This window comes from Kitasatospora sp. NPDC087861 (assembly GCF_044742585.1).
Taxonomy (GTDB): Bacteria; Actinomycetota; Actinomycetes; order Streptomycetales; family Streptomycetaceae; genus Kitasatospora.
In genome coordinates this window covers 61,969-80,062 of sequence record NZ_JBIUUS010000006.1, presented here as the reverse complement: position 1 = coordinate 80,062, position 18,094 = coordinate 61,969, and the positions used below count along the sequence as shown (strand labels likewise).

The window sequence follows — 18,094 nt, the reverse complement described above, 5'->3', positions numbered from 1 at the left end:
CCGCCCGTTGCGCGACACACCGACCCCGAGGATCCGTGCATGGACGTCACCCGCGATTCTTCGCAGCGACCCGACAACCTGCCCAAGGCGCTCCCTCCGGCTCTGCCGGAACGTTCCGCCTCCGGCGCCAGCCCGCTGGTCAAGGCCGCGGCGGTCAAGACGGCCAAGTCGATCGGCCCGGCCGACGGCGGCCCGGTGACCACCCCGCTGGCCGTCGTCCCCGGCCCGGCCGTCGGCGCCGCCGACCTGCGCGACCCGCTGGAGAAGGCCGCGTCGGAGACCGCCGAGATCCCCGAGGCCACCCCGGTCGGAGCTCCTGCCGCCGCCACCTCCCGCCGCCCCCCGCGCGCCGACCAGGCGCTGCGCGAGTACGGTGCCAGTTTCCTGCCGGGCTGGATCGCCCTGCTGGTGGTGCTGGTCGGTGTGGCCGGCGTGCTGCTGATGATGCTGCGCGACGGCGTCATCCCGTACTGGGACGTCCTGCCCGACCTGCGCAGCGCCGCCGCCCAGGCGAGCGGCCGGGCCGAGGCGGACGCCGGGTCGATCGCCGCGGTCAGCGCGACCAGCCTGCTCGCGGTGTTCGCGCTCGCCGGGCTGCTGGCCAACGCCGGCGGTGAGACCCGGGTGCTGACCCGTTGGGGCCGCTACCGGGGCACCGTCCGCCGCACCGGCCTGGTGTGGGTCAACCCGCTGCTGCGCCGGCGCCGGGTGGACGTGCGGCTGCGGCACTGGCGCAGCGAACTGGTCAAGGTGGTCGACCGGACCGGCACGCCGATCGTGGTCCGGCTGCTGATCGTCTGGCGGGTCAAGGACACCGCGCGGGCGCTGATGGCGATCGAGGACCACGAGAGCTACCTGCGCGAGCAGGTCCAGGCCGTGCTCACCCGCACCGCGTCGACCCTGCCGTGCGACAGCAACGCGGCGCCCGGGCCCGCGCTGCGCGACGGGCAGTGGTTCGCCGACGAGCTGACCAGGGCGCTGGCCGCCGAGGTCGCCCCGGCGGGCCTGGAGGTGTACTCGGCGCAGCCGCTGGCGCTGGACTACGCGCCCGAGGTCGCCGAGTCGATGCGCCGCCGCCGGCTGGCCGACCTGGACGCCGGTCTGCGGACGGTGCTGGTGGACGACGCGGTCGAGGCGGCGGCGCTCGCTGTCCGACGCCTGGAGCGCGCCACCACCCACGAACTGGACGAGGCCGCCCGCAGCGCGCTGATGGAGCAGTTGCTGGTCGCCTTCGTCGCCCCGGCCGGAGTGGCCGCCTCGGTACCGCCCCCGGCCGCCCGGGCCGGGCGGAAGGAAGGACGACCCGCATGAGGATAGCCACCGGCGCGTACGCCGAGCCCGGTCTCGACCTCGATGTCGACGCAGACCTCGACGCCGATTTCGACGCCGGTTTCGACACCCTTGGCCGGGACCTGATCGGGTTCGAGGAGAGCACCGGCAGCATCCCCGCGATCGCGGGCTGCGGCTGCCCGAACTGCGCGGCCCGGCCGCGCGCCGCCCGCCCCGCGACGGCGGCCGGCGGCAGCCGGATACACCGCGCCGTGCGAAGTACCTGCCTGGCCACCACCGTGCTGGCGGGCGCCGGCGTGGTCGGCCTGACGGCCGGTGCCGGATCCGCGCACGCCGCGGCCGGGAAGCAGGGCTGGGACGGGTCGAAGTACTGGTTCAAGAGCGGCAGCGGCGAGTGGCGGTGGACCAGCCACTACGACGTCTATGCGAACCGCACCGGCCAGTCCGGCGGTTCGGGCGGCTCCAGCGGTTCCAGTGTCAAGGCGGCCGCCGTGTCCAACGGCTCGGCCTCGTCCTCCGGGCTGCGCCAGGGCTGGGACGGGTCGAAGTACTGGTTCAAGAGCGGCAGCGGCGAGTGGCGGTGGACCAGCCACTACGACGTCTATGTCAGCCGTACCGGCCAGTCCGGCGGCGAGTCGGACCCGGCTCCCGCCCGGACCGCGGCCAGGCTGTCCACGGACGAGGCGTCGGCCTCCGGCAGTATGGAGTCGGCCATCGGCTACGCGCTCGCCCAGCTGGGCAAGCCGTACGTCTGGGGCGGCAACGGTCCGTCCGGCTACGACTGCTCGGGGCTGGTCCAGCAGGCCTACCGGCGCAGCGGGATCAGCCTGCCGCGGGTGGCCGACGACCAGTACGCGGCCACCACACCGATCAGTGCGGGGCAGCTGCGCCGCGGTGACCTGGTGTTCTGGTCGGACAGCGGCCGGGCCTCGGGGATCCATCACGTGGGGATCTACCTGGGTGGCGGCACGTTCGTGGAGGCGCCGCGGCCGGGCAAGACGGTCCGGGTCTCCACGCTCAACTCGGGCTACTACCCGACCCACTTCGGGCGGCCGTAGCGCGGATCACGGTTCATGGCTCGGGCCCCCGGCGGGTGTGATCCGCCGGGGGCCCGCGTGTCGGTCAGGGGAGTTTCAGGTCGGTGCAGCCGTGGAGCTCGGCCGAGCGCGTGGCGAAGACCCGGAGTGCGTCCTGCTCCACCACGGGGTTCGCCGCCGCGGTGCGGTCCCCGTCGTTCACGGTGTCCACCGTGTAGAGCGCGGTACCGCCGCCGGGGCAGGACGCGGTGCCCCAGAACAGGCCGTCCTTGCCGCCGGTGGCCCCGGTGATCGGGGCGCCCATCGCCACCTGCGGGAGGGCACGCGCGAACGGTGGGTAGTACGCCCCGAGACGGTACCGCGCGGTGTCGTGGTCGTCGGCGGACAGGAAGCAGTCCTCCATGGGGGCTCTCGGGTCCGCCGCCGTCCCACGGGTCGTGGCATCGATCCCGGCGCAGGTGCCGACCGCCCGGCCGGCCGGAACGGGGGTGGACCAGGAGTCCGCCGGGATGTCGGTGATGGGCTGTCCGGGCGGGACGGTACAGCCCCAGACCCGGGCGGCCCCGTCGGCCGCGCGGGCCGCGATGCGGGCGAACCTGGCCCGCTGGGCGGCGTCCGCGAAGGTGTCCGGGCGTGGCCGGCCCTCGACGGTGACGACCAGGTTCCCGTCCGTACGGCCGGGGCAGTCCAGGGCGAGGACGGCGACACCCTTGGCGGGGTCCTCAAGGTCCAGGACGCCCGGGTGGCCCCGGCCGAGGGGCCTGGCCATGGTGGTGGCCAGATTGGGCCGCATCCGGCCGAGCGCGGTCAGGGCCGGCCCCGCGGCCTGGGGGCTCCAGCCGGCGCGGACGGAGAGGCTGCCGCCGGCGCGCTCCGGGTTGACGAGTGAGCAGGACGCCAGGCCTTCGGGGGCGACGGCGTTCCGGCCGCGCATCCGGTCCAGCCCGAGGAACTCCTTGACCTCTGCGGTGTCGACGCTGCCGTGGCACAAACCGCTCAGGCTGCGGCCGTCCTGCCAGCGGTCGTACGCCCCGCTGAAGTAAAGGACCGCGGGCACGGCCACGGCCGCGACGACGCCGGCGGCGGTCAGCCGGCGGCGGCGCCGCAGGCGTTCGATGCGCGGATCGGGATCGCCGATCCGCCAGTCGGACTGCCCGGCCACTACGTGTTCTCCGTGCCGCGTCCGAGGGCGGCGGCAGCGTCCGAGCGGCCGGTGTTGTAGGCCGCCCGCATCTGCTGCTCGTCCCAGTCGACGCTGAGGGCGTCGGGGTTCCGGTGCTTCCGCTCCGCCTGCCACTTCTCGACCATGGCGCTGATCCCCTCGTGGCCGCTCCTGCCGTTGGCACCGGTCAGGGTGTTCTGCTCGATCCGGCCGGCCGCCGTGGCGTTGATCTCGTCGGTGGCGTTGGTCTGCCACTCCGTGATCCCGGCGCCGAGCAGGCGTTGGGCCGCCTCGCCCATCCCGGGGACGGGGATGAGCTTGAGCGGGGTGCCGACACCGGCGTACATGCCCTTGGCCTTCCAGGCAGCGACCCTGGCTTCGTCGTCGCGCTGGTCGAGGATGGCGTCGGCCTGGACGGCGTCCATGGCGCCGAGGGCGACGGAGGAGTTGGCCATCAGACCCTTCCAGTCGTTCTCGCTGACGTTCGTGGGCAGTTCCGACAGCTGCTGGGCCACGTGCACCATCTCGGCCTGCTGGACGATGTGGTGGGACTCCGGGTCGTCGGCGATGCCGCGCATGAGCCGGATCAGCGCGCCCTTGCCGGTGGCCATCCTGGTCTCGCCGGTGTCGGGGTCGACCCAGACACCGCTGACGTCCCCACCCGCGTGGTCCTTGGCGCCCCGGTTGGTGCCGGAGAGGATGTCGTGGGTGTCGGCGGCGTAGTCGGCCAGCGCGTTGGCGATCGGGCGCTGCATGCCGGCCGGGAGCCTTTGGTGGTCGATGCCGTCGTCCAGCAGGGTGATGGTGTCGCGCATGACCCGGGCCTGGGCCTCGGTGTGGTGCTTGACCACGTCCTCCTGGCCCGCGCGCTCACCGGTGGCGGCCGCCTCGATGGCCAGGCCGAGCGAGTGGCGGCCGTCGGCGTGGTGGCCGTCGACCAGCTCGTTCGGCCAACGGCGCTCGCCCAGAAGGTACTTCAGGTGATCGTTGTGCCGGGGGTCGCCCGGGTCCAGGAAGCGGGTGGAGGCCTGCGGATTGTGGCCCAGGGCGTCCAGGAAGCCGGCCACCGCGTCGCCGCCACGGCCCTCGCCGAGGTGGTCCCACTTCGGTTGGGTGGAGTCGGGGGCCCAGACGACCTGGGGGTCGGTCCTGGCGCCGCGCTCGTACGTGAGCAGGCTGTCGCCGTACGCGTTGAGGAAGTCGGTGTCGTACGTGCCGGAACGCATGAGGCTGCTCAGCAGCTGGTAGCCGAGAGGCGTCGGGCCGCCGCCCTCGCGGTTCAGCACCCTGGGGCCGAGTTCGATCATCTCGTTCTCCCAGTCCTGCATGGGTTTGGTGCGGTTCTGGGTGGCGGTGCCGAGGGTCGCGCCGAGCGAGGCCTGGAGCTTCTTCACGGCATCGTTGCGTTCCTTGCTGTACGCGCCGAACGTGGCCGGGTCGTTGACGTCGCGCCAGAACTCCAGTGTGCCCTGGGGGCCGAGTGCGGTGGCGAACTGCTCGGCGAAGGCCGGGTCGTTCTTGCGTCTGTCGAGCAGGGCGTGCAGCCTGGTCAGCTCGTCGACGGAGAGGTTTCCTCCGCCCTTACCAGCCAGGCTGAGGGCCTCGCCGAGATCCTTGCGGGCCTCCCGTGCCTCGTTCAGGTCGTGGTAGCCGTTGGCGTTGAAGGAGTTGTCGTCGGCGCCGTTCGGGTCGGAGCGCAGGGCCCAGGCGGCGGCCTCGTCCGCCTCGGTGGCCTGCTTGAGGACCGTCTCGATGGTGTGGACCAGGTCCTCGACGGCCCGCTTGCGTTGGGGCAGGAAGACCTTCTCGTAGTCCGCATCGTGTTGGGCGCTCTGGTCATGGAGCAGCGGGTGGACGTCGGTGACCGTCCCGGTCGACGAGACCTTCAGGTGGTGGGCGGGGGCCTCCTCGTCGGCGATCTTCTTGAGCCGGCTCTGTGCGTCGGTGAACTGCCTCGCAGCATCGGCGAGCAGGCCACCGATGTCTGCGGACTCCTTGCCGGCGGCGTCGATCTGTTCGGCGGCCTTCGTGATCAGCGCCCGGGCCTCGGTGGCTGCCTCACCGTCCCAACCGTCGGCCAGCTTGTCGACGACCTCGGTGGTCAGCCGGTCCTTCAGACCGAGGTAGCGGCTCCGTAGGGTCTTCCACTCGTCGGCGGCCCCGCGCAGCGCGTCCAGCTTGGCGGTCGCGACGACCTCGTAGCTCAGCATGGATCAACCCACTCACTGTCCGCCGGACACGTTCTGCTTGTTCGCGCTCTCTGTCGCCGTGTAGCGGTCGGCCGTCGTGCGCAGCCGCTTGGCGATGTCGTGGAGGAGGTTTCCCAGGGTTGCCACCTGGTTGTCCCACCGGATGGAGCGAGTGCGCAGTTCGGGTCCGGTCTGCCAACTGGTGAGCGAGCCGTATGCGGTGGCGGTCTTCTCCTGGGCGGAGTCGTCGACCGTCCGGAAGTTCGCCTGTATCTCTTCGACGGTGCCGGCGCGGGCCCTCAGGTCGGCCGGGCCGACGGTCACCTTGCCGGTACTGCCGTTCGCACCGGGGCCGCCGGCGGAGTTGAGGGTCAGACGTGCGTACTTCCTCCGGTCCTCGTCGTCGAAGAGTCCGTCCCAGGCGGGATTTCCGGCCACGCTGCCCCCATGACTGCTCGCCGGTGAGAACTTTGACTGTGCTTGGTCATTCGTTGACCAAGACTATCCACCGCAGTCGGTGGTTTCAGGGGAACGGGTTCGGCGGGAAACGGGTGCAGGCTGCGAACGGGGGCCGGGTGGGGGCGGGTTCGCAGCCTGCGGGGGGTGGTGGGGTCAGGCGGAGGCGGTGTCGAGCAGGGTGGTCTGCTCGGGGGTGAGGCGGAGGGCGGGGGCGGCCAGCAGGGGCGGGAGCTGGTCGACGGTGCGGGCGCTGGCGATGGGGGCGACGACCGTCGGGCGGGTGGCCAGCCAGGCGAGGGCGACCGTGGCGGGGGCGACGCCGTGCTGCTCGGCGACGGTGTCCAGGGCCTCCAGCACCTTGGGGCCGCGCGGGTCGTCCAGGTAGCGGGCGGCGCCCTCGGCGCGTGCGCTGTCGACGCCGGGGCCGCCGGGGCGGTACTTGCCGGTGAGGAAGCCGGAGGCGAGCGCGTAGTACGGGACGGTGGCGAGGCCGTGCTCGGCGACCACGTCGGCCAGCGGGCCCTCGAAGGTGCCGCGCGAGACCAGGTTGTAGTGCGGCTGGACGGCGACGTACTTGGCCAGGCCCTCGCGCTCGGCGAAGGCGAGCGCCTCGGCCAGCCGCTCGGCGCCGATGTTGGAGGCGCCGACGGCGCCGACCTTGCCCTCGCGGACCAGCTCGTCCAGCGCGGTGACGAACTCCTCGACCGGGGTGTCGTCGTCCTGGTGGGTGTAGTACAGGTCGATCCGCTCGACGCCCAGGCGGCGCAGCGAACCCTCGGCCGAGGCCTTGATGTTGGCCGCGCTCAGGCCGCGGGCCTCGGGGTGCAGGCCGACCTTGGTGGCGACCACGACGTCCTCGCGGTTGCCGCGGCTGCGCAGCCAGTTGCCGATGACGGTCTCGGACTCGCCGCCGGTGTTGCCGGGAACCCAGGCGGAGTAGACGTCGGCGGTGTCGACGAAGTTGCCGCCGGCCGCCGCGTAGGCGTCCAGGACGGCGAAGGACTGCTGCTCGTCGGCCGTCCAGCCGAAGACGTTGCCGCCGAGGGAGAGCGGGAAGACGGACAGGTCGGAGGCGCCGAGGCGGACCCGGCCCGGGGCGTCGCTGTGGTTTCCGGTCATGGTCGCAGTAAACCGGATCACGCCGCGCGGCATTCCGCGCGTCGGGCGGACTTCACGCGCTTGCCGTAGTGCCGTTGCACGGCCGGGTGGTGGGGCCTGCGGGGGAGGGGTCCGGGGTGTCCCTGAGGTGGGCGGATTCGTTAGAGTCCGTGCCATGGCTGACAACGACTACGACCCCGCCGGCAGCACTCAGATGTTCCGGGCGTTCGTCGACGAGACTCCGGCTCCGCAGGCTCCGGGCTCCGTCTCCACCTACGGCCGCAGCAGCGGTGGCGGTAACCGCACCGGCGTGATCGCGCTGGTCGCCGTCATCGTGCTGGCCGTGTTGGGCGGCGTCATCTGGCTGGCGGTCAAGTGATCCTCGCGCGGGTGACCCGGACGAGGGTCACCCGCGCGACGGAAACCGGCGCGTGGGCGCTCAGCAGGGCTTGCGCCAGGCGTTCAGGTCGAGTTTCTTCTGCATCGAACTGAAGCCGAGCGACTTGGCCTTGGTGCAGAACTGGTTCGTGTCGAGCTTGTACTCGACGTGGAACACCGCCTTGCCCGCCTTGACGAACGGCGCGACCCGGTCGCACTCGTCGAACTGCGAGCACTCCTCGTTGACCGCGAAGTCGAAGTCCGGCAGCAGCGCCGGGATCTGGTCGAGGTCGTTCTTCAGACCGATGGCCAGGCCGCGCTCGTGCGCGAGCTGGGCCAGCATGCGGTTGTACCTGAGCTGGTCGTCAGGGGTCAGCGGGAAGCCGCTGTTCTGGTTGTAAGCCTCGATGGTGTCCGGCTCGATGGCGTCGAAGCCCTTGCTCTTGCACATGTCGAAGCGGGCCGCCATCAGTGGCTTGAGCTGGTCGAGCTTGCGGATGTCGAACCACTTCTCGCCCTTCCAGCCGGTGTCGGAGCCCTGCAGGGACTTGGCGAAGGTGGCGGAGTCGGGGCGGAAGTTCTCCCAGGACCCGGCGTTGATGTAGCAGATCACCTTGCGTCCCTTGGCGTGCAGCGCGGCCACCACCGAGGCGTCGTTCTCGAAGCCGTCGATGTCGTAGACCGGGACGTCCACCGACTGGTCGACGGTGCCGCCGAGCTGCCACTGCCAGGCGAGGCCCGGGGTGGGCTGCCAGCGGGCGCCGGCCGGCGGCGGGGCGGTGGTGGCGCCCGGGGTGCCCGGGGCGGGGGTGGCGCCCGGGGGCGTGGCGGCGCCGGGCGCGGTGGGCGGGCCGGGGGCACTGGGGGTGCCGGGGGTGGCGGTCGCGGTGCCGGTGTCCGGCGGGGTGGCCGGGGTGGTGCCGCCGTCCGGGGTGGCCGGGGCGGTGGCCGCGGGCGGGCTGCTCGGCGAGCCGTCGGCCGAGGAGCCGTTGTCGTCGTCTGAGCCCGAGCTGCTGCACGAGGTCGCCAGCATGGCGGCGGCGAGGGCGATGGCGGCCGGCAGGAGCCGGGTACGGCGGTTCACGGTAGTCGAACTCCGGATCGGGTCAGGTCAGTTCAGCGGCGGTCAGGCCGTAGGGCAGGGTGCGCCAGGGGTTCTCCCCGGCGCCCGGTACGGCGCAGCCGACGCCGGCCCGGCGGGCGGCGATCAGCGCGGTGGCGTCCTCGGCGTACTCGGCCGGGACGTCGTACACCAGGTGGCAGAAGCGGGAGGCCGCGTGGCGGCCGGTCCACATCGGGAGCGTCATCGCGCGGTACGTGTCCCAGTCGCCCTCGAAGGTGACCAGCAGGTCGGCCAGGCCGACTTCGGCGTACCCCGGGTCCGGGTGCTCGCCGTGTCCGAAGATCACGGTGCCGCAGCCGGCCGCGCGGGCGGCCGTGGCCAGTCGCCGGTAGTGCGCCAGCGCGCCCGGGTGAGTGGTCACCTGGTCGAGGTAGACGCCGGTGATGTCGTGGCGTTGACGGTACGTCAGGATGTCGGCGACCACGGCCGCGTGCGGTCGGCGGCCGTAGTCGGTGTCGGCGTAGCCGACCAACGGCAGGCCGGCCGCGCGGAGTTGGTCGGCGGCCTCGGCGAAGACGTTGTCCGGGTTCTCGCCCGGCCCGTCGGCGAGGTTGAGCACGACGGCGGCGATCCGTCCGGGGTCGGCGGCGGCGACCGCCTGCCAGGCCGCCGGGTCCACCGCGGGGTGGACGTACAGCGGCACCAGCAGGCGGCCGTCGGGGATGATCCCGCCGGTCATGCGACGACCGGGTGGGTAGCGGGCTCGGCGGTGTCGAGCCACAGGTCGCGCAGGGTGTCGGCGAGGTCCGTCTCCGGGTGCCAACCGAGCTCCCGGGCGGCGGCCGACACGTCGGCCTGCTGCCAGGAGACCGCGGCCGAGCGCTCGGAGCCCGCCCCGCTCTCGTCGATCCGGCCGGTGAAGCCGGCCGCGGCGACCAGCCCGTCCGCGATCGCCCGGACCTGCCGGGCCTGCCCGGAGGCGAGGTTGAGCACCCGGGGGAGCGGACGGTCCGCGGCGGCGGCCAGGCCGACCGCGCGGGCGATGTCCCGGGCGTCGACGAAGTCGCGGTAGGCGGAGAGGTCGCCGACCGTGATCACGCCGTCGGCGCCCTCGGGCGCCACCCGGCGCAGCTCGGCGGCCAGCCGTCCGGGCAGCGAGCCCACCGGGGCCCCCGGGCCGACCGGGTTGAACACCCGCAGGACCACCGCGTCCAGCGCCGAGCCGGCCACCGCGAGGGAGCCGGCCAGCTTGGTCGCGCCGTACACGCCGACCGGGCGGGCGTCGGAGTCCTCGGACAGCGAGCTGCCCGCCGGACAGACGCCGTACTCGCCGGCCGAACCGATGTGCACCAGCCGGGACTTCGGGGCGCCGAGCTGCAGCGCCTCGCAGAGCACGGCCGGACCGCGCGCGTTCACCTCGGCGAGCTTGACCGCGCTGCCGGCCACCGCGCCGGCGAAGTTGACCACCACGTCGGGGGCCAGCGCGGCCAGTTCCTCGCCGAGCGGGCCGGCCTGGACGGTGGCCAGGTCCAGCCGCAGGTCGTGGGCGGGCCGCCGGCCCGCGGTCAGCACGGTGGCACCGGGCAGTGACCGCAGGACGGCGGTGGCGTGGCGGCCGAGGAAGCCGTCGCCGCCGAGGAGCAGGATTCTCACGCGGCCCGTCCGTCGCTCTGGGCACCGGCTGCGGCGGGCACCTCGGCCGTGTCGTCCGGGGCGGTGCGGGCGGCCGGGATCGGCAGCTCCGCCACGCCCGGGACGGCGTCGGCCGACTCGAAGGGCATCAGCACCGGGCGGATGGAGGAGAACTCGGCGTTCGCCCGGTCGTAGTCGTCCGGGCGGCCGATGTCCAGCCAGTAGCCGCCGAAGTCGTAGGCGGCGGGCGGGGTCTTGGCGGCGAGCAGGTCCAGCACCAGCTCGTCGAAGCCGAGCGGCAGGCCGGGGGTGTACTTGGCGAGCGCCGAGCGCGAGACGCCGTACACGCCCATCGAGACGCGGTAGTCGATGCTCGGCTTCTCCTGGAAGCCGGTGATGGTGCCGGACTCGGTGGTCAGCACGCCGAAGTCGATCTTCACCTGGCGGGCGTAGGTGGCGATGGTGAGCGGTGCCCCGGACGCCTCGTGGTGCTTGAGCACCCCGGCGAAGTCCAGGTCGGTCAGGATGTCGCCGTTCATCACCAGGAAGTGCTCCGGCAGGCGGTCCTGCATGGTGAGCAGCGGGCCCATGGTGCCGAGCGGGCTGTCCTCGACGGCGTAGCCGACCCGCAGCCCCCACTGGGAGCCGTTGCCGACGTACGCGCGGATGATGTGGCCGAGGTGGCCGATGGCCAGGGTGACGGTCTTGAAGCCCGCGGCGGCGAGCTGGCGCATCACGATCTCCAGGATCGCGTGCTGGTCGCCGATCGGGACGAGCGGCTTGGGGAGCGCGGTGGTGTACGGGCGGAGACGGACGCCCTTACCGCCGGCCAGGATCACTGCATGCATGGTGTTTCCCCCACGGAAAGGATGTGCAGGACACGAACCTTGGTTACCAGGACGGGCATGATCGGTACGGCGGTCAGACGTTGTAGATGTCCGTCTTGTAGCGGGCCAGGTTGGCCGGGTCGCGGAAGAACTCGATGGTCTGCTCCAGACCCTGCTCCAGGGTGAACTGCGGGGCCCAGCCGGTGGCCTCGCGCAGCCGGGTGGCGTCCGCGACCAGGCGCATGACCTCGGAGTTGGTCGGACGGATGCGCTGCTCGTCCTCCTTCACCACGACGTCCACGTCCATCAGCTTGCCGACCAGGGTGACCAGGTCGCCGACCGAGATCTCGCCGCCGGTGCCGGCGTTGAAGGTCCGGCCGACCACGGTCTCGGCGGGTGCGGTGCCGACCGTGCGGAAGGCGTGGGCGGTGTCCTTGACGAACATGAAGTCGCGGGTCGGGCGCAGGTCGCCGAGGGTGATCTCGGTCTCGCCGGCCGCGAGCTGGGCGATCACGGTCGGGATGACGGCGCGCATCGACTGACGCGGGCCGAAGGTGTTGAACGGGCGCAGGGTGACGACCGGGGTCTCGAAGCTGGCGTGGTAGCTGTCGGCCAGCCGGTCCCCGCCGGCCTTGGAGGCGGCGTACGGGGACTGGGTGTTGATCGGGTGGTCCTCGGTGATCGGCACGGTCTGCGCGGTGCCGTACGTCTCGCTGGTGGAGGTGTGCACCAGGCGCGGGATCTCCTGGTGGCGGACCGCCTCCAGCACGTTCAGGGTGCCGGTGACGTTGGTGTCGACGTAGGAGTGCGGGGCCCGGTACGAGTACGGGATGGCGATCAGGGCGGCCAGGTGGTAGACCGCCTCGGTGCCCTTGACCAGGCCGTTGACCGAGCCCGGGTCCCGGACGTCGCCGAGGACGATCTCGACCGACTCCAGCACCTCCTTGGACAGGGTCTCCAGCCAGCCGAAGGAGGAGAAGGAGTTGTACTGGACCATCGCCCGGACGTGGTGCCCGTCGGCGACCAGGGTTTCGACGAGGTGGGAGCCGATGAAGCCCTCGGCTCCGGTGACCGCGACGCTGCTCATGCGTGATTCGCTCTCTCGATTTTGGGAACAGCCGGACTCTCGGTGGTGACCGGCCGGTGGTGGTTCAGCTGTGCCGTGAAACATGTTCAGGTGAAGTGCTGTTCAGGTGGAGCGGGTCCTGCGGTGCACGCGATGTGGGCGTGCGTGATTTCGGTGTTCAGCGGTGCTGGGTGGTGCGGCCGAGCACGGGCCCGGCGATGGCGGTGAGGAGAAGCGCGGCCGCCCCGCAGCCGGTCAGCTGCAGGACGATCGGATCCACACCGGTCAGCAGCCCGGTGCTCTCGGCACCCGCGGCGGCCAGACAGATGAGGGCGGTGCTCCAGCTGAACCCGAAGGCGTTCAGCAGCAGCGCCAGCCAGAGCGAGCCGCCGAGGAGCAGCATCGCGCCGAGCTGCGGCACGCCGAGCGCGGGGGCGCCGGGCCACAGCACGGTCGCGGCGGCGTCCAGCGCGGCCACGGTGGTGAGGTAGATGAACAGGCAGCCGAGCAGGATCCCGCCGGTGCGGCGGGTGAACTGGCCGCTGGTGTGACTGGTGCGCAGCGCGGCCACGGCCATCGCCCGGTAGCGGAAGAGCAGCCACTCGGCGAGGCCGAGACTGAGCGTCAGCGCGATCATGGCCGGCCCGGTCGGGGTGGCCTTCGCGTCGTGCGCGGCGCCGGTCTGCACCGCCTGGTGGATGGTCTCGCCGAGGCCGGCGATCAGCGTGAGGGCGCCGCAGGCCAAGCCGAACAGCAGGTGCGGGATCTCCTGGCGGATCGGCAGCCTCATCGCGACGGACTCCTTCTCGCCGCCGCGGATGCAGAACAGCAGCTCCCGCGCGGCCAGGCCGACCGCCAGCACCAGGGAGACGAGCAGCACGACCGTCCGTACGACCGGGGGGACGTCCGTGGCCAGCACCACGCCCGCGCCCACCGAGGCCGGGGCCAGGGCCAGCAGCAGGAACTTCTCCCGCCCGAGCACCAGCAGGACGGTGGCCGCGCCCAGGTAGAGGGACTGCCCGGCGGCGAACCAGAGCGCGCCCAGCGGCCCGCCGACCACGTAGGCGGCCGCGGACGCGACCAGCGCGCCGAGCGGCGCCCCGACGGCCAGGCAGATCGCGGCCTCCCAGCGCCGCAGCCGGCCGAGCCAGCGGTACGAGCGGTGCGCCAGCGCCTGGTTGAAGCCCCAGCTGACCAGCGTCGCGACGGACAGCGCGAGCATGCCGGAGGGCAGGCCGAAGCGCATCCGGGTGGCCGCGAACAGGTTGGCGCCGAGCAGGTAGCCGAGCCCGGGCAGGGCGAACACCAGGCCGCGCACCACGCAGCGCCAGGGGTCGGCCCGCCACGGGTTGGCGAACTCGGAGCTCGGGCCGGGGTAGCGGCGCTCGACCTTCTCGAACAGCTCCTCGGCGAGGGTGAACGAGTCGGGCCGGCCGTAGAGCAGGGCGGCCTGCTCGTCGGAGAGGCCGTCGGACTCCAGGAACGCGGCGATCTCGTACGGGTGGACGGCGTCGGCGCAGATGTCGTGCAGCCGCTCGGCGAGCTCGTCCAGCGGGTCCGCGGAGAGGTCGAGCTGCTCCTCGGGCTCGGGCTCGGGCTGGGCCGGCCCGGCGGGGCGGCGGCGCTTGAGCGGCAGGGTGCGCAGCTGCATCGTCCGCTCGGAGCCGCCCTCGTCCGGCACGAGGCGCAGGGGCCCGCTCACGCTCCCACCTCGCTCGGCTGCGGGCTGGCGGCGGCGAGCTGCTGGTCCCAGTCCGGGGCGGGGGACTGGTCGGTGACGGCCATCACGCCGTCCGGCATCCAGCGGGCGGTGCCGAGGAGTTCGGTGTAGATGCCCCGGAAGCCGTCGATGTTCTGGCGGAGCGTGAACTGCTCGATGACCCGCAGCCGGGCCTGCTCACCGAGCCGGGCGCGCCGCTCGGCGTCGCGCAGCAGCTCGATCGCGGCGGCCGCCATCGGCTCGGGTTCGCGGGGCGGGACGACGAGCCCGGTGTCGCCGACGGCCTCGCGGACGCCGCCGACGTCGGTCGAGACGGTCGAGCGGCCGCAGGACATCGCCTCGATCAGGGTGAACGGGAAGCCCTCGCTGATGCTGGAGAGCATGACCACGTTGCCCGCCGCGTACGCGTCGGTGATGTCGGCGACGCGGCCCTCGAAGGCCACCGATTCGGCGATGCCGAGCTCGGCGGCCAGGGCTATGCAGCCGTCCCGGTAGGCCTCGCCGCCCTTGGGAGTTCCACCGAAGAGCCGCAGCCGCGCCTCGGGGATCTCACGGTGGACGATGGCGAAGGCCCGGATCAGCGTCTCCAGGTCCTTGATCGGGTCGACCCGGCCGGCCCAGCTGAGGGTCGGCGTCTCGGGCTCGGGCCCGGCGGGCGGGAAGGCCGCCGGGTCCACGCCGTTGTAGACGGTGCGGATGTGCGCGGACGGCGTGCCGCCGCGCTCCTCCCAGCGCCGGTTGTACCGGTTGCCGGGGGTGACCAGCGCGGCCTGCCGGTAGCTCTCCTCGGCGAGCATCCGGTAGAAGCCGAGCAGCAGCGCCTTGACCGGCCAGCGGTACGGGCCGGTGCGGTAGCCGAGGTAGCGCTCGCGCAGGTAGATGCCGTGTTCGGTCAGCAGAAACGGTACGCCGTACTGCTGTGCGGCGATCAGCCCCGGCAGGGTGGCCAGGCCGCCGCTGGCGGCGTGCGCGACGCCGTCCTTGGGCGGTTCGACCGAGAGCGGCCGCAGGGCGTGCTCCAGCAGGTCGGTGGCGTTCAGGGCGTCGTGCATGGTCGGCCGGGAGACGGCCGTGGGCAGGTAGTCGCGGGTCCAGACGTGCTGGAGGGTGCGCAGGGCCCGCTCGCTGCGCAGCGCCGGGCTGAGCAGCCCGCGCCGGGCGAGGTCGGCGAAGCCGTACAGCTCGGTGCCGAAGTGAGTGGTGTAGACCGGATCGAGGACGGAGTGCAGGAAGCGCTCGTACGCGTTGAGGAAGCGCCGCATCTCCTTGCCGCGGGGCGGCCCGGCCTCGGAGGCGGGGCCCCACAGCGGTGCGGTCGTGACCGACCGCACGTTGGCGGGCAGCTCCCAGGCCAGTGGTTCGTGGCCGGTACCGGTGACGGCGATGACGTCGAAGTCGACGTCCGGCATGCCCTGAACGAGCTGGTCGCACCAGACACTCACGCCGCCGTGCTGGTGCGGATACGTCCCCTCGGTGAGCAGGGTGACGCGCATCTCCTGTCCCCCCTCCTGTTCCTTTTCCTTGCGTCGGTGTCCGGCCTGGGTGGCCGGAACGGTACCCGAGACAGGGCCGGGCGACCGGCCCGGCCCCGCCGTCGGGTGCTGCGGGTTACCGGTTGCCGGAGCGTCCGGTGGTACTGGTGCCGAGCGAGGCCGCCCCCCCGGTGGCCTTACCGCTCTTGGTGGCCGCGGCGGTCGCGCCGTTGCCGTTGGTGGCGACGTCCTTGCCGGGCACCGGGGTTCCGCTACCGGGGACCAGGGACGGTGCACTGGTGCGGCCGGTGTCGCCCGGGCCCACCGGGACGGGAGTGGCGACACCCTGCGGGACGACCTTCTTGTCCGCCGGGGCCGGAGCCGGGACGGACTTGGCCGCGGCGCCGGGCGCGACGGCGGCCGGGGCGGCCGGGGCGGCGCTCGACGGGAGCTGCAGGGCGACGCTGCTCTGCAGGGTGCCCGGAGACACCCAACCGGAGAGCGTACCGGCGTAGGACGAACCGAAGGCGGTCGATCCGATGACCAGCTTCTGAGAAGTTCCGGTCGGCATGGTGGCCTGGACCTGAACACCGGCCGGAGCGTTGACCGTGACGGTGTTGCCGACCCGGTAGGCGGTGACCTGACCGGCCGCGACGGCCGCGTTCCAGGCCCCGCGGCGCTGGAACTCCTGGCCGATCTCCCGCTCGCCGAGGTTCACGATCGGGGTGTTGTCGGCGTGCAGCGACCGGTAGGTGCCGAGGATCTTCTCCAGCACCGGGTACAGGATCCGGTCCTCGGACAGGTTCGACTGGTGGATGAAGTGCGGCCGCGGGTCGTTGCTCAGCACGTGCCCGAGGTCGATCCGGGCCTCCAGCGGCACGATGTACGACTGGTAGCCGGTGTTGACGTCCAGCGGCTGGGGCAGGCAGGTGGAGTTCGGGTTGTTCTCGCAGATCCCGCTGCCGCCGTTGGCCTTGCTGGTGTAGATCCAGTTGTACTCGTCGGCCTCCTCCTTCGCCGTGCCGGCGTTGTAGAAGACGTTCATCGGGTAGCGCGGCACGGTCAGCGTGGACGAGCCGACGGCCCGCTGGCCGGACTCGCGGGAGGCGTCGCTGCCGGTGAACTTGATGCCGTTGGCGGCCAGCGCCGGCGCCAGGTTCGGGTTGTCGCTGTTCTCCTGCGGAGCGGTCAGCAGACCGGAGTGCTCACCGGTGACCAGGGCCTGCGGGTCGACCTTCAGGCCGTTCTTGGCGGCCCAGTCGAAGTTGTCCTTGATCTGGCCCGAGATGGTGGCCTGGTCGGTCCAGACGGTGTTGCCCGAGGCGTCCTTGGTGCAGCGCCACGGCACCACGGTGACGTCCTGGACGCAGCCCAGGTACGGGTGGCTGTAGGTGTGGTTGACCCAGCGGTAGCTGTTCTGGTCGGTGATCATCTGGTTGGCCGTGGGGTCCACCGTGGTCTGGTGGTCGGCCTTCCAGTCCTCGCTGCCGCCACCGTTGAACACCATGTCCAGGGTGAAGTTGTTGGCCGTCTGCCACTGCTTGAGGTGCTGGGCGTCGTCCGGCGTCATCCGGATCGGGTTGGCCGTGTCCGGGGTGCCGGGCGGACAGGTGACGTCGCCGGGGGTGCACTTGAGCACGGTGTCCCAGCGGTCGTCGGCCAGGAAGACGTCGTCCACGTGGGCCGCGAAGTAGTTGCGGTCGTAGCCGAGGTGGACGCCCTGGGTGATCCAGTCGACCATGCCGCGGGCCAGCAGGCGGTACTGCTGCTGGTACTGGTTGTAGACGAAGGTGACGACCAGCTCCTTGCGGCCGTCGTGGGTGTACTCACCGACCAGCGAACCGCGCGAGGTGGTGCTCGGGATCGCGGCGTCGACCAGCGGAACGAACGAGGCGCCGGCCGGCAGGTTGGCCAGCGGCGTGGCCAGGTATCCGTAACTCTCGCTGACGGTGGGGTCGTTGTCCTCGAACGGGACGCTGCCCTTCAGGTAGCCGAACGGGCCCGAAGTGCCGGCCGCCGTGGTCGCGCCCTGGAAACCGTCCAACGTGCCGTAGTAACCGGGATTCTGAGCGTAGTTCAGGCCCACTGCAGGACTTGCGAACGTGTACGCGTCGATCTGCCGGATTCCGAATGCGGCTTCGTAGCCGGCGATCGCCGTCATCTCGGCCGCACTGTTGGGGAAGGGGTTTTCGTTGGGCAGGACGATGCCCTGGTACTTCCCGCGGGGCTGGCCGTTCACCGTGTCACTCAGGAAAGCGGAGGTGATGACGGGACGGTTGGTGTCATTGAGGTTGACGACCTTGTACGGGGTGCCCTGGTTCTTGAGTTCGGCGGTGATCGCCGCGACCGACGGGCCCCCGTCGTCGATGACCAGGATGGTGAGGTCGATCCTGGGCGGCGTGGCGCCGTGGGCCAGGGTGGTCTGCAGGCCGCTGGCCAGCAGAACTGCCGCCGCGCACGCGGCAACTCTTCGGGTCGCTCGACCCATGGTGATCCTCCCCTTGGGGTAGGCGCCTCGCTGCTCAGCGCTCGCCTGCCCTGTAGCTGTTCGCGGGCAGCAGGCTGCCCGGCGCCCATCCTGGTCGAGGGGTGGCTCCGCGCGGGACCAATTGGGCGAGAGTGCAGCGAACCTGTTACCAACGTTCATGGCGAAGTCATGAAGGCGCTGATTGTGACCGGAACCGGACCGGCCATGCAAATA

General features: G+C 72.2%; 14 protein-coding genes and 1 pseudogene. 3 read left to right on the top strand and 12 right to left on the bottom strand.

Annotated elements, in window-relative coordinates; genetic code table 11:
- Window positions 1-39: 39 nt before the first annotated feature.
- Together ACIOJE_RS11320 and ACIOJE_RS11315 are read left to right on the top strand one after the other, a co-directional pair.
- Window positions 40-1,311, top strand: a complete 1,272-nt coding sequence (locus tag ACIOJE_RS11320) for an SPFH domain-containing protein (protein WP_400775254.1) — start codon at window positions 40-42, stop codon at window positions 1,309-1,311.
- The gene (locus tag ACIOJE_RS11315) at window positions 1,308-2,348 is read left to right on the top strand and encodes a C40 family peptidase (RefSeq protein WP_400775251.1); all 1,041 of its coding nucleotides are present in this window, start codon (window positions 1,308-1,310) and stop codon (window positions 2,346-2,348) included. The genes ACIOJE_RS11320 and ACIOJE_RS11315 overlap by 4 nt, the downstream gene beginning before the upstream one ends.
- Before the next feature lie 64 nt (window positions 2,349-2,412).
- Here ACIOJE_RS11315 and ACIOJE_RS11310 read toward each other — a convergent pair whose 3' ends face one another.
- The 4 genes from ACIOJE_RS11310 to ACIOJE_RS11295 form a co-directional block, all read right to left on the bottom strand.
- Window positions 2,413-3,489, bottom strand: coding sequence for a hypothetical protein (locus tag ACIOJE_RS11310; protein WP_400775249.1), 1,077 nt, complete (start codon window positions 3,487-3,489; stop codon window positions 2,413-2,415).
- Window positions 3,489-5,699: a hypothetical protein gene (locus ACIOJE_RS11305; RefSeq protein WP_400775246.1), complete on the bottom strand. Its 2,211-nt coding sequence runs from the start codon at window positions 5,697-5,699 to the stop codon at window positions 3,489-3,491. Before ACIOJE_RS11305 ends, ACIOJE_RS11310 begins: the two co-directional genes overlap by 1 nt.
- 12 nt (window positions 5,700-5,711) lie before the next feature.
- Window positions 5,712-6,116 (bottom strand): type VII secretion target, encoded by a 405-nt coding sequence (locus ACIOJE_RS11300; protein WP_400775244.1) that lies wholly within the window; start codon window positions 6,114-6,116, stop codon window positions 5,712-5,714.
- A gap of 174 nt (window positions 6,117-6,290) precedes the next feature.
- On the bottom strand, window positions 6,291-7,256 hold the full coding sequence (locus ACIOJE_RS11295) for an aldo/keto reductase (RefSeq protein ID WP_400775241.1): 966 nt from the start codon (window positions 7,254-7,256) through the stop codon (window positions 6,291-6,293).
- Window positions 7,257-7,410: 154 nt separating this feature from the next.
- Between ACIOJE_RS11295 and ACIOJE_RS11290 the strand changes: the two genes are divergently transcribed.
- Window positions 7,411-7,614 carry a hypothetical protein gene (locus ACIOJE_RS11290; RefSeq protein ID WP_400664665.1) on the top strand — a complete coding sequence of 68 codons (204 nt, stop codon included), beginning with the start codon at window positions 7,411-7,413 and terminating at the stop codon, window positions 7,612-7,614.
- A gap of 60 nt (window positions 7,615-7,674) precedes the next feature.
- Here the strand turns inward: ACIOJE_RS11290 and ACIOJE_RS11285 are convergent, their stop codons facing one another.
- The 8 genes and pseudogenes from ACIOJE_RS11285 to ACIOJE_RS11250 form a co-directional block, all read right to left on the bottom strand.
- Window positions 7,675-8,697, bottom strand: coding sequence for an endo alpha-1,4 polygalactosaminidase (locus ACIOJE_RS11285; protein WP_400775239.1), 1,023 nt, complete (start codon window positions 8,695-8,697; stop codon window positions 7,675-7,677).
- 22 nt (window positions 8,698-8,719) lie between these two features.
- Entirely contained in the window at window positions 8,720-9,415 is a 696-nt protein-coding gene (locus ACIOJE_RS11280; RefSeq protein ID WP_280673618.1) for a spherulation-specific family 4 protein, read from the bottom strand.
- On the bottom strand, window positions 9,412-10,329 hold the full coding sequence (locus ACIOJE_RS11275; protein ID WP_280673616.1) for an NAD(P)-dependent oxidoreductase: 918 nt from the start codon (window positions 10,327-10,329) through the stop codon (window positions 9,412-9,414). Before ACIOJE_RS11275 ends, ACIOJE_RS11280 begins: the two co-directional genes overlap by 4 nt.
- 125 nt (window positions 10,330-10,454) lie before the next feature.
- Window positions 10,455-11,156, bottom strand: a pseudogene (locus ACIOJE_RS11270) (NDP-sugar synthase); the annotation flags it as partial.
- Between the two features lie 73 nt (window positions 11,157-11,229).
- Window positions 11,230-12,222, bottom strand: coding sequence for an SDR family NAD(P)-dependent oxidoreductase (locus ACIOJE_RS11265; protein WP_280673614.1), 993 nt, complete (start codon window positions 12,220-12,222; stop codon window positions 11,230-11,232).
- A 157-nt stretch (window positions 12,223-12,379) separates the two neighbouring features.
- Entirely contained in the window at window positions 12,380-13,903 is a 1,524-nt protein-coding gene (locus ACIOJE_RS11260) for a hypothetical protein (protein ID WP_400775236.1), read from the bottom strand.
- Window positions 13,900-15,414 (bottom strand): GT4 family glycosyltransferase PelF, encoded by a 1,515-nt coding sequence (pelF, locus tag ACIOJE_RS11255; RefSeq protein ID WP_280673611.1) that lies wholly within the window; start codon window positions 15,412-15,414, stop codon window positions 13,900-13,902. Before pelF ends, ACIOJE_RS11260 begins: the two co-directional genes overlap by 4 nt.
- A gap of 115 nt (window positions 15,415-15,529) precedes the next feature.
- Window positions 15,530-17,881, bottom strand: a complete 2,352-nt coding sequence (locus tag ACIOJE_RS11250) for a hypothetical protein (RefSeq protein WP_400775234.1) — start codon at window positions 17,879-17,881, stop codon at window positions 15,530-15,532.
- Window positions 17,882-18,094 lie beyond the last annotated feature (213 nt).

Coding starts and splice junctions, on each gene's coding strand:
- ACIOJE_RS11320 (WP_400775254.1), top strand. CDS start 40: ATGGACGTCACCCGCGATTCTTCGCAGCGACCCGACAACCTGCCCAAG.
- ACIOJE_RS11315 (WP_400775251.1), top strand. CDS start 1,308: ATGAGGATAGCCACCGGCGCGTACGCCGAGCCCGGTCTCGACCTCGAT.
- ACIOJE_RS11305 (WP_400775246.1), bottom strand. CDS start 5,699: ATGCTGAGCTACGAGGTCGTCGCGACCGCCAAGCTGGACGCGCTGCGC.
- ACIOJE_RS11295 (WP_400775241.1), bottom strand. CDS start 7,256: ATGACCGGAAACCACAGCGACGCCCCGGGCCGGGTCCGCCTCGGCGCC.
- ACIOJE_RS11290 (WP_400664665.1), top strand. CDS start 7,411: ATGGCTGACAACGACTACGACCCCGCCGGCAGCACTCAGATGTTCCGG.
- ACIOJE_RS11280 (WP_280673618.1), bottom strand. CDS start 9,415: ATGACCGGCGGGATCATCCCCGACGGCCGCCTGCTGGTGCCGCTGTAC.
- ACIOJE_RS11265 (WP_280673614.1), bottom strand. CDS start 12,222: ATGAGCAGCGTCGCGGTCACCGGAGCCGAGGGCTTCATCGGCTCCCAC.
- pelF (WP_280673611.1), bottom strand. CDS start 15,414: ATGCGCGTCACCCTGCTCACCGAGGGGACGTATCCGCACCAGCACGGC.
- ACIOJE_RS11250 (WP_400775234.1), bottom strand. CDS start 17,881: ATGGGTCGAGCGACCCGAAGAGTTGCCGCGTGCGCGGCGGCAGTTCTG.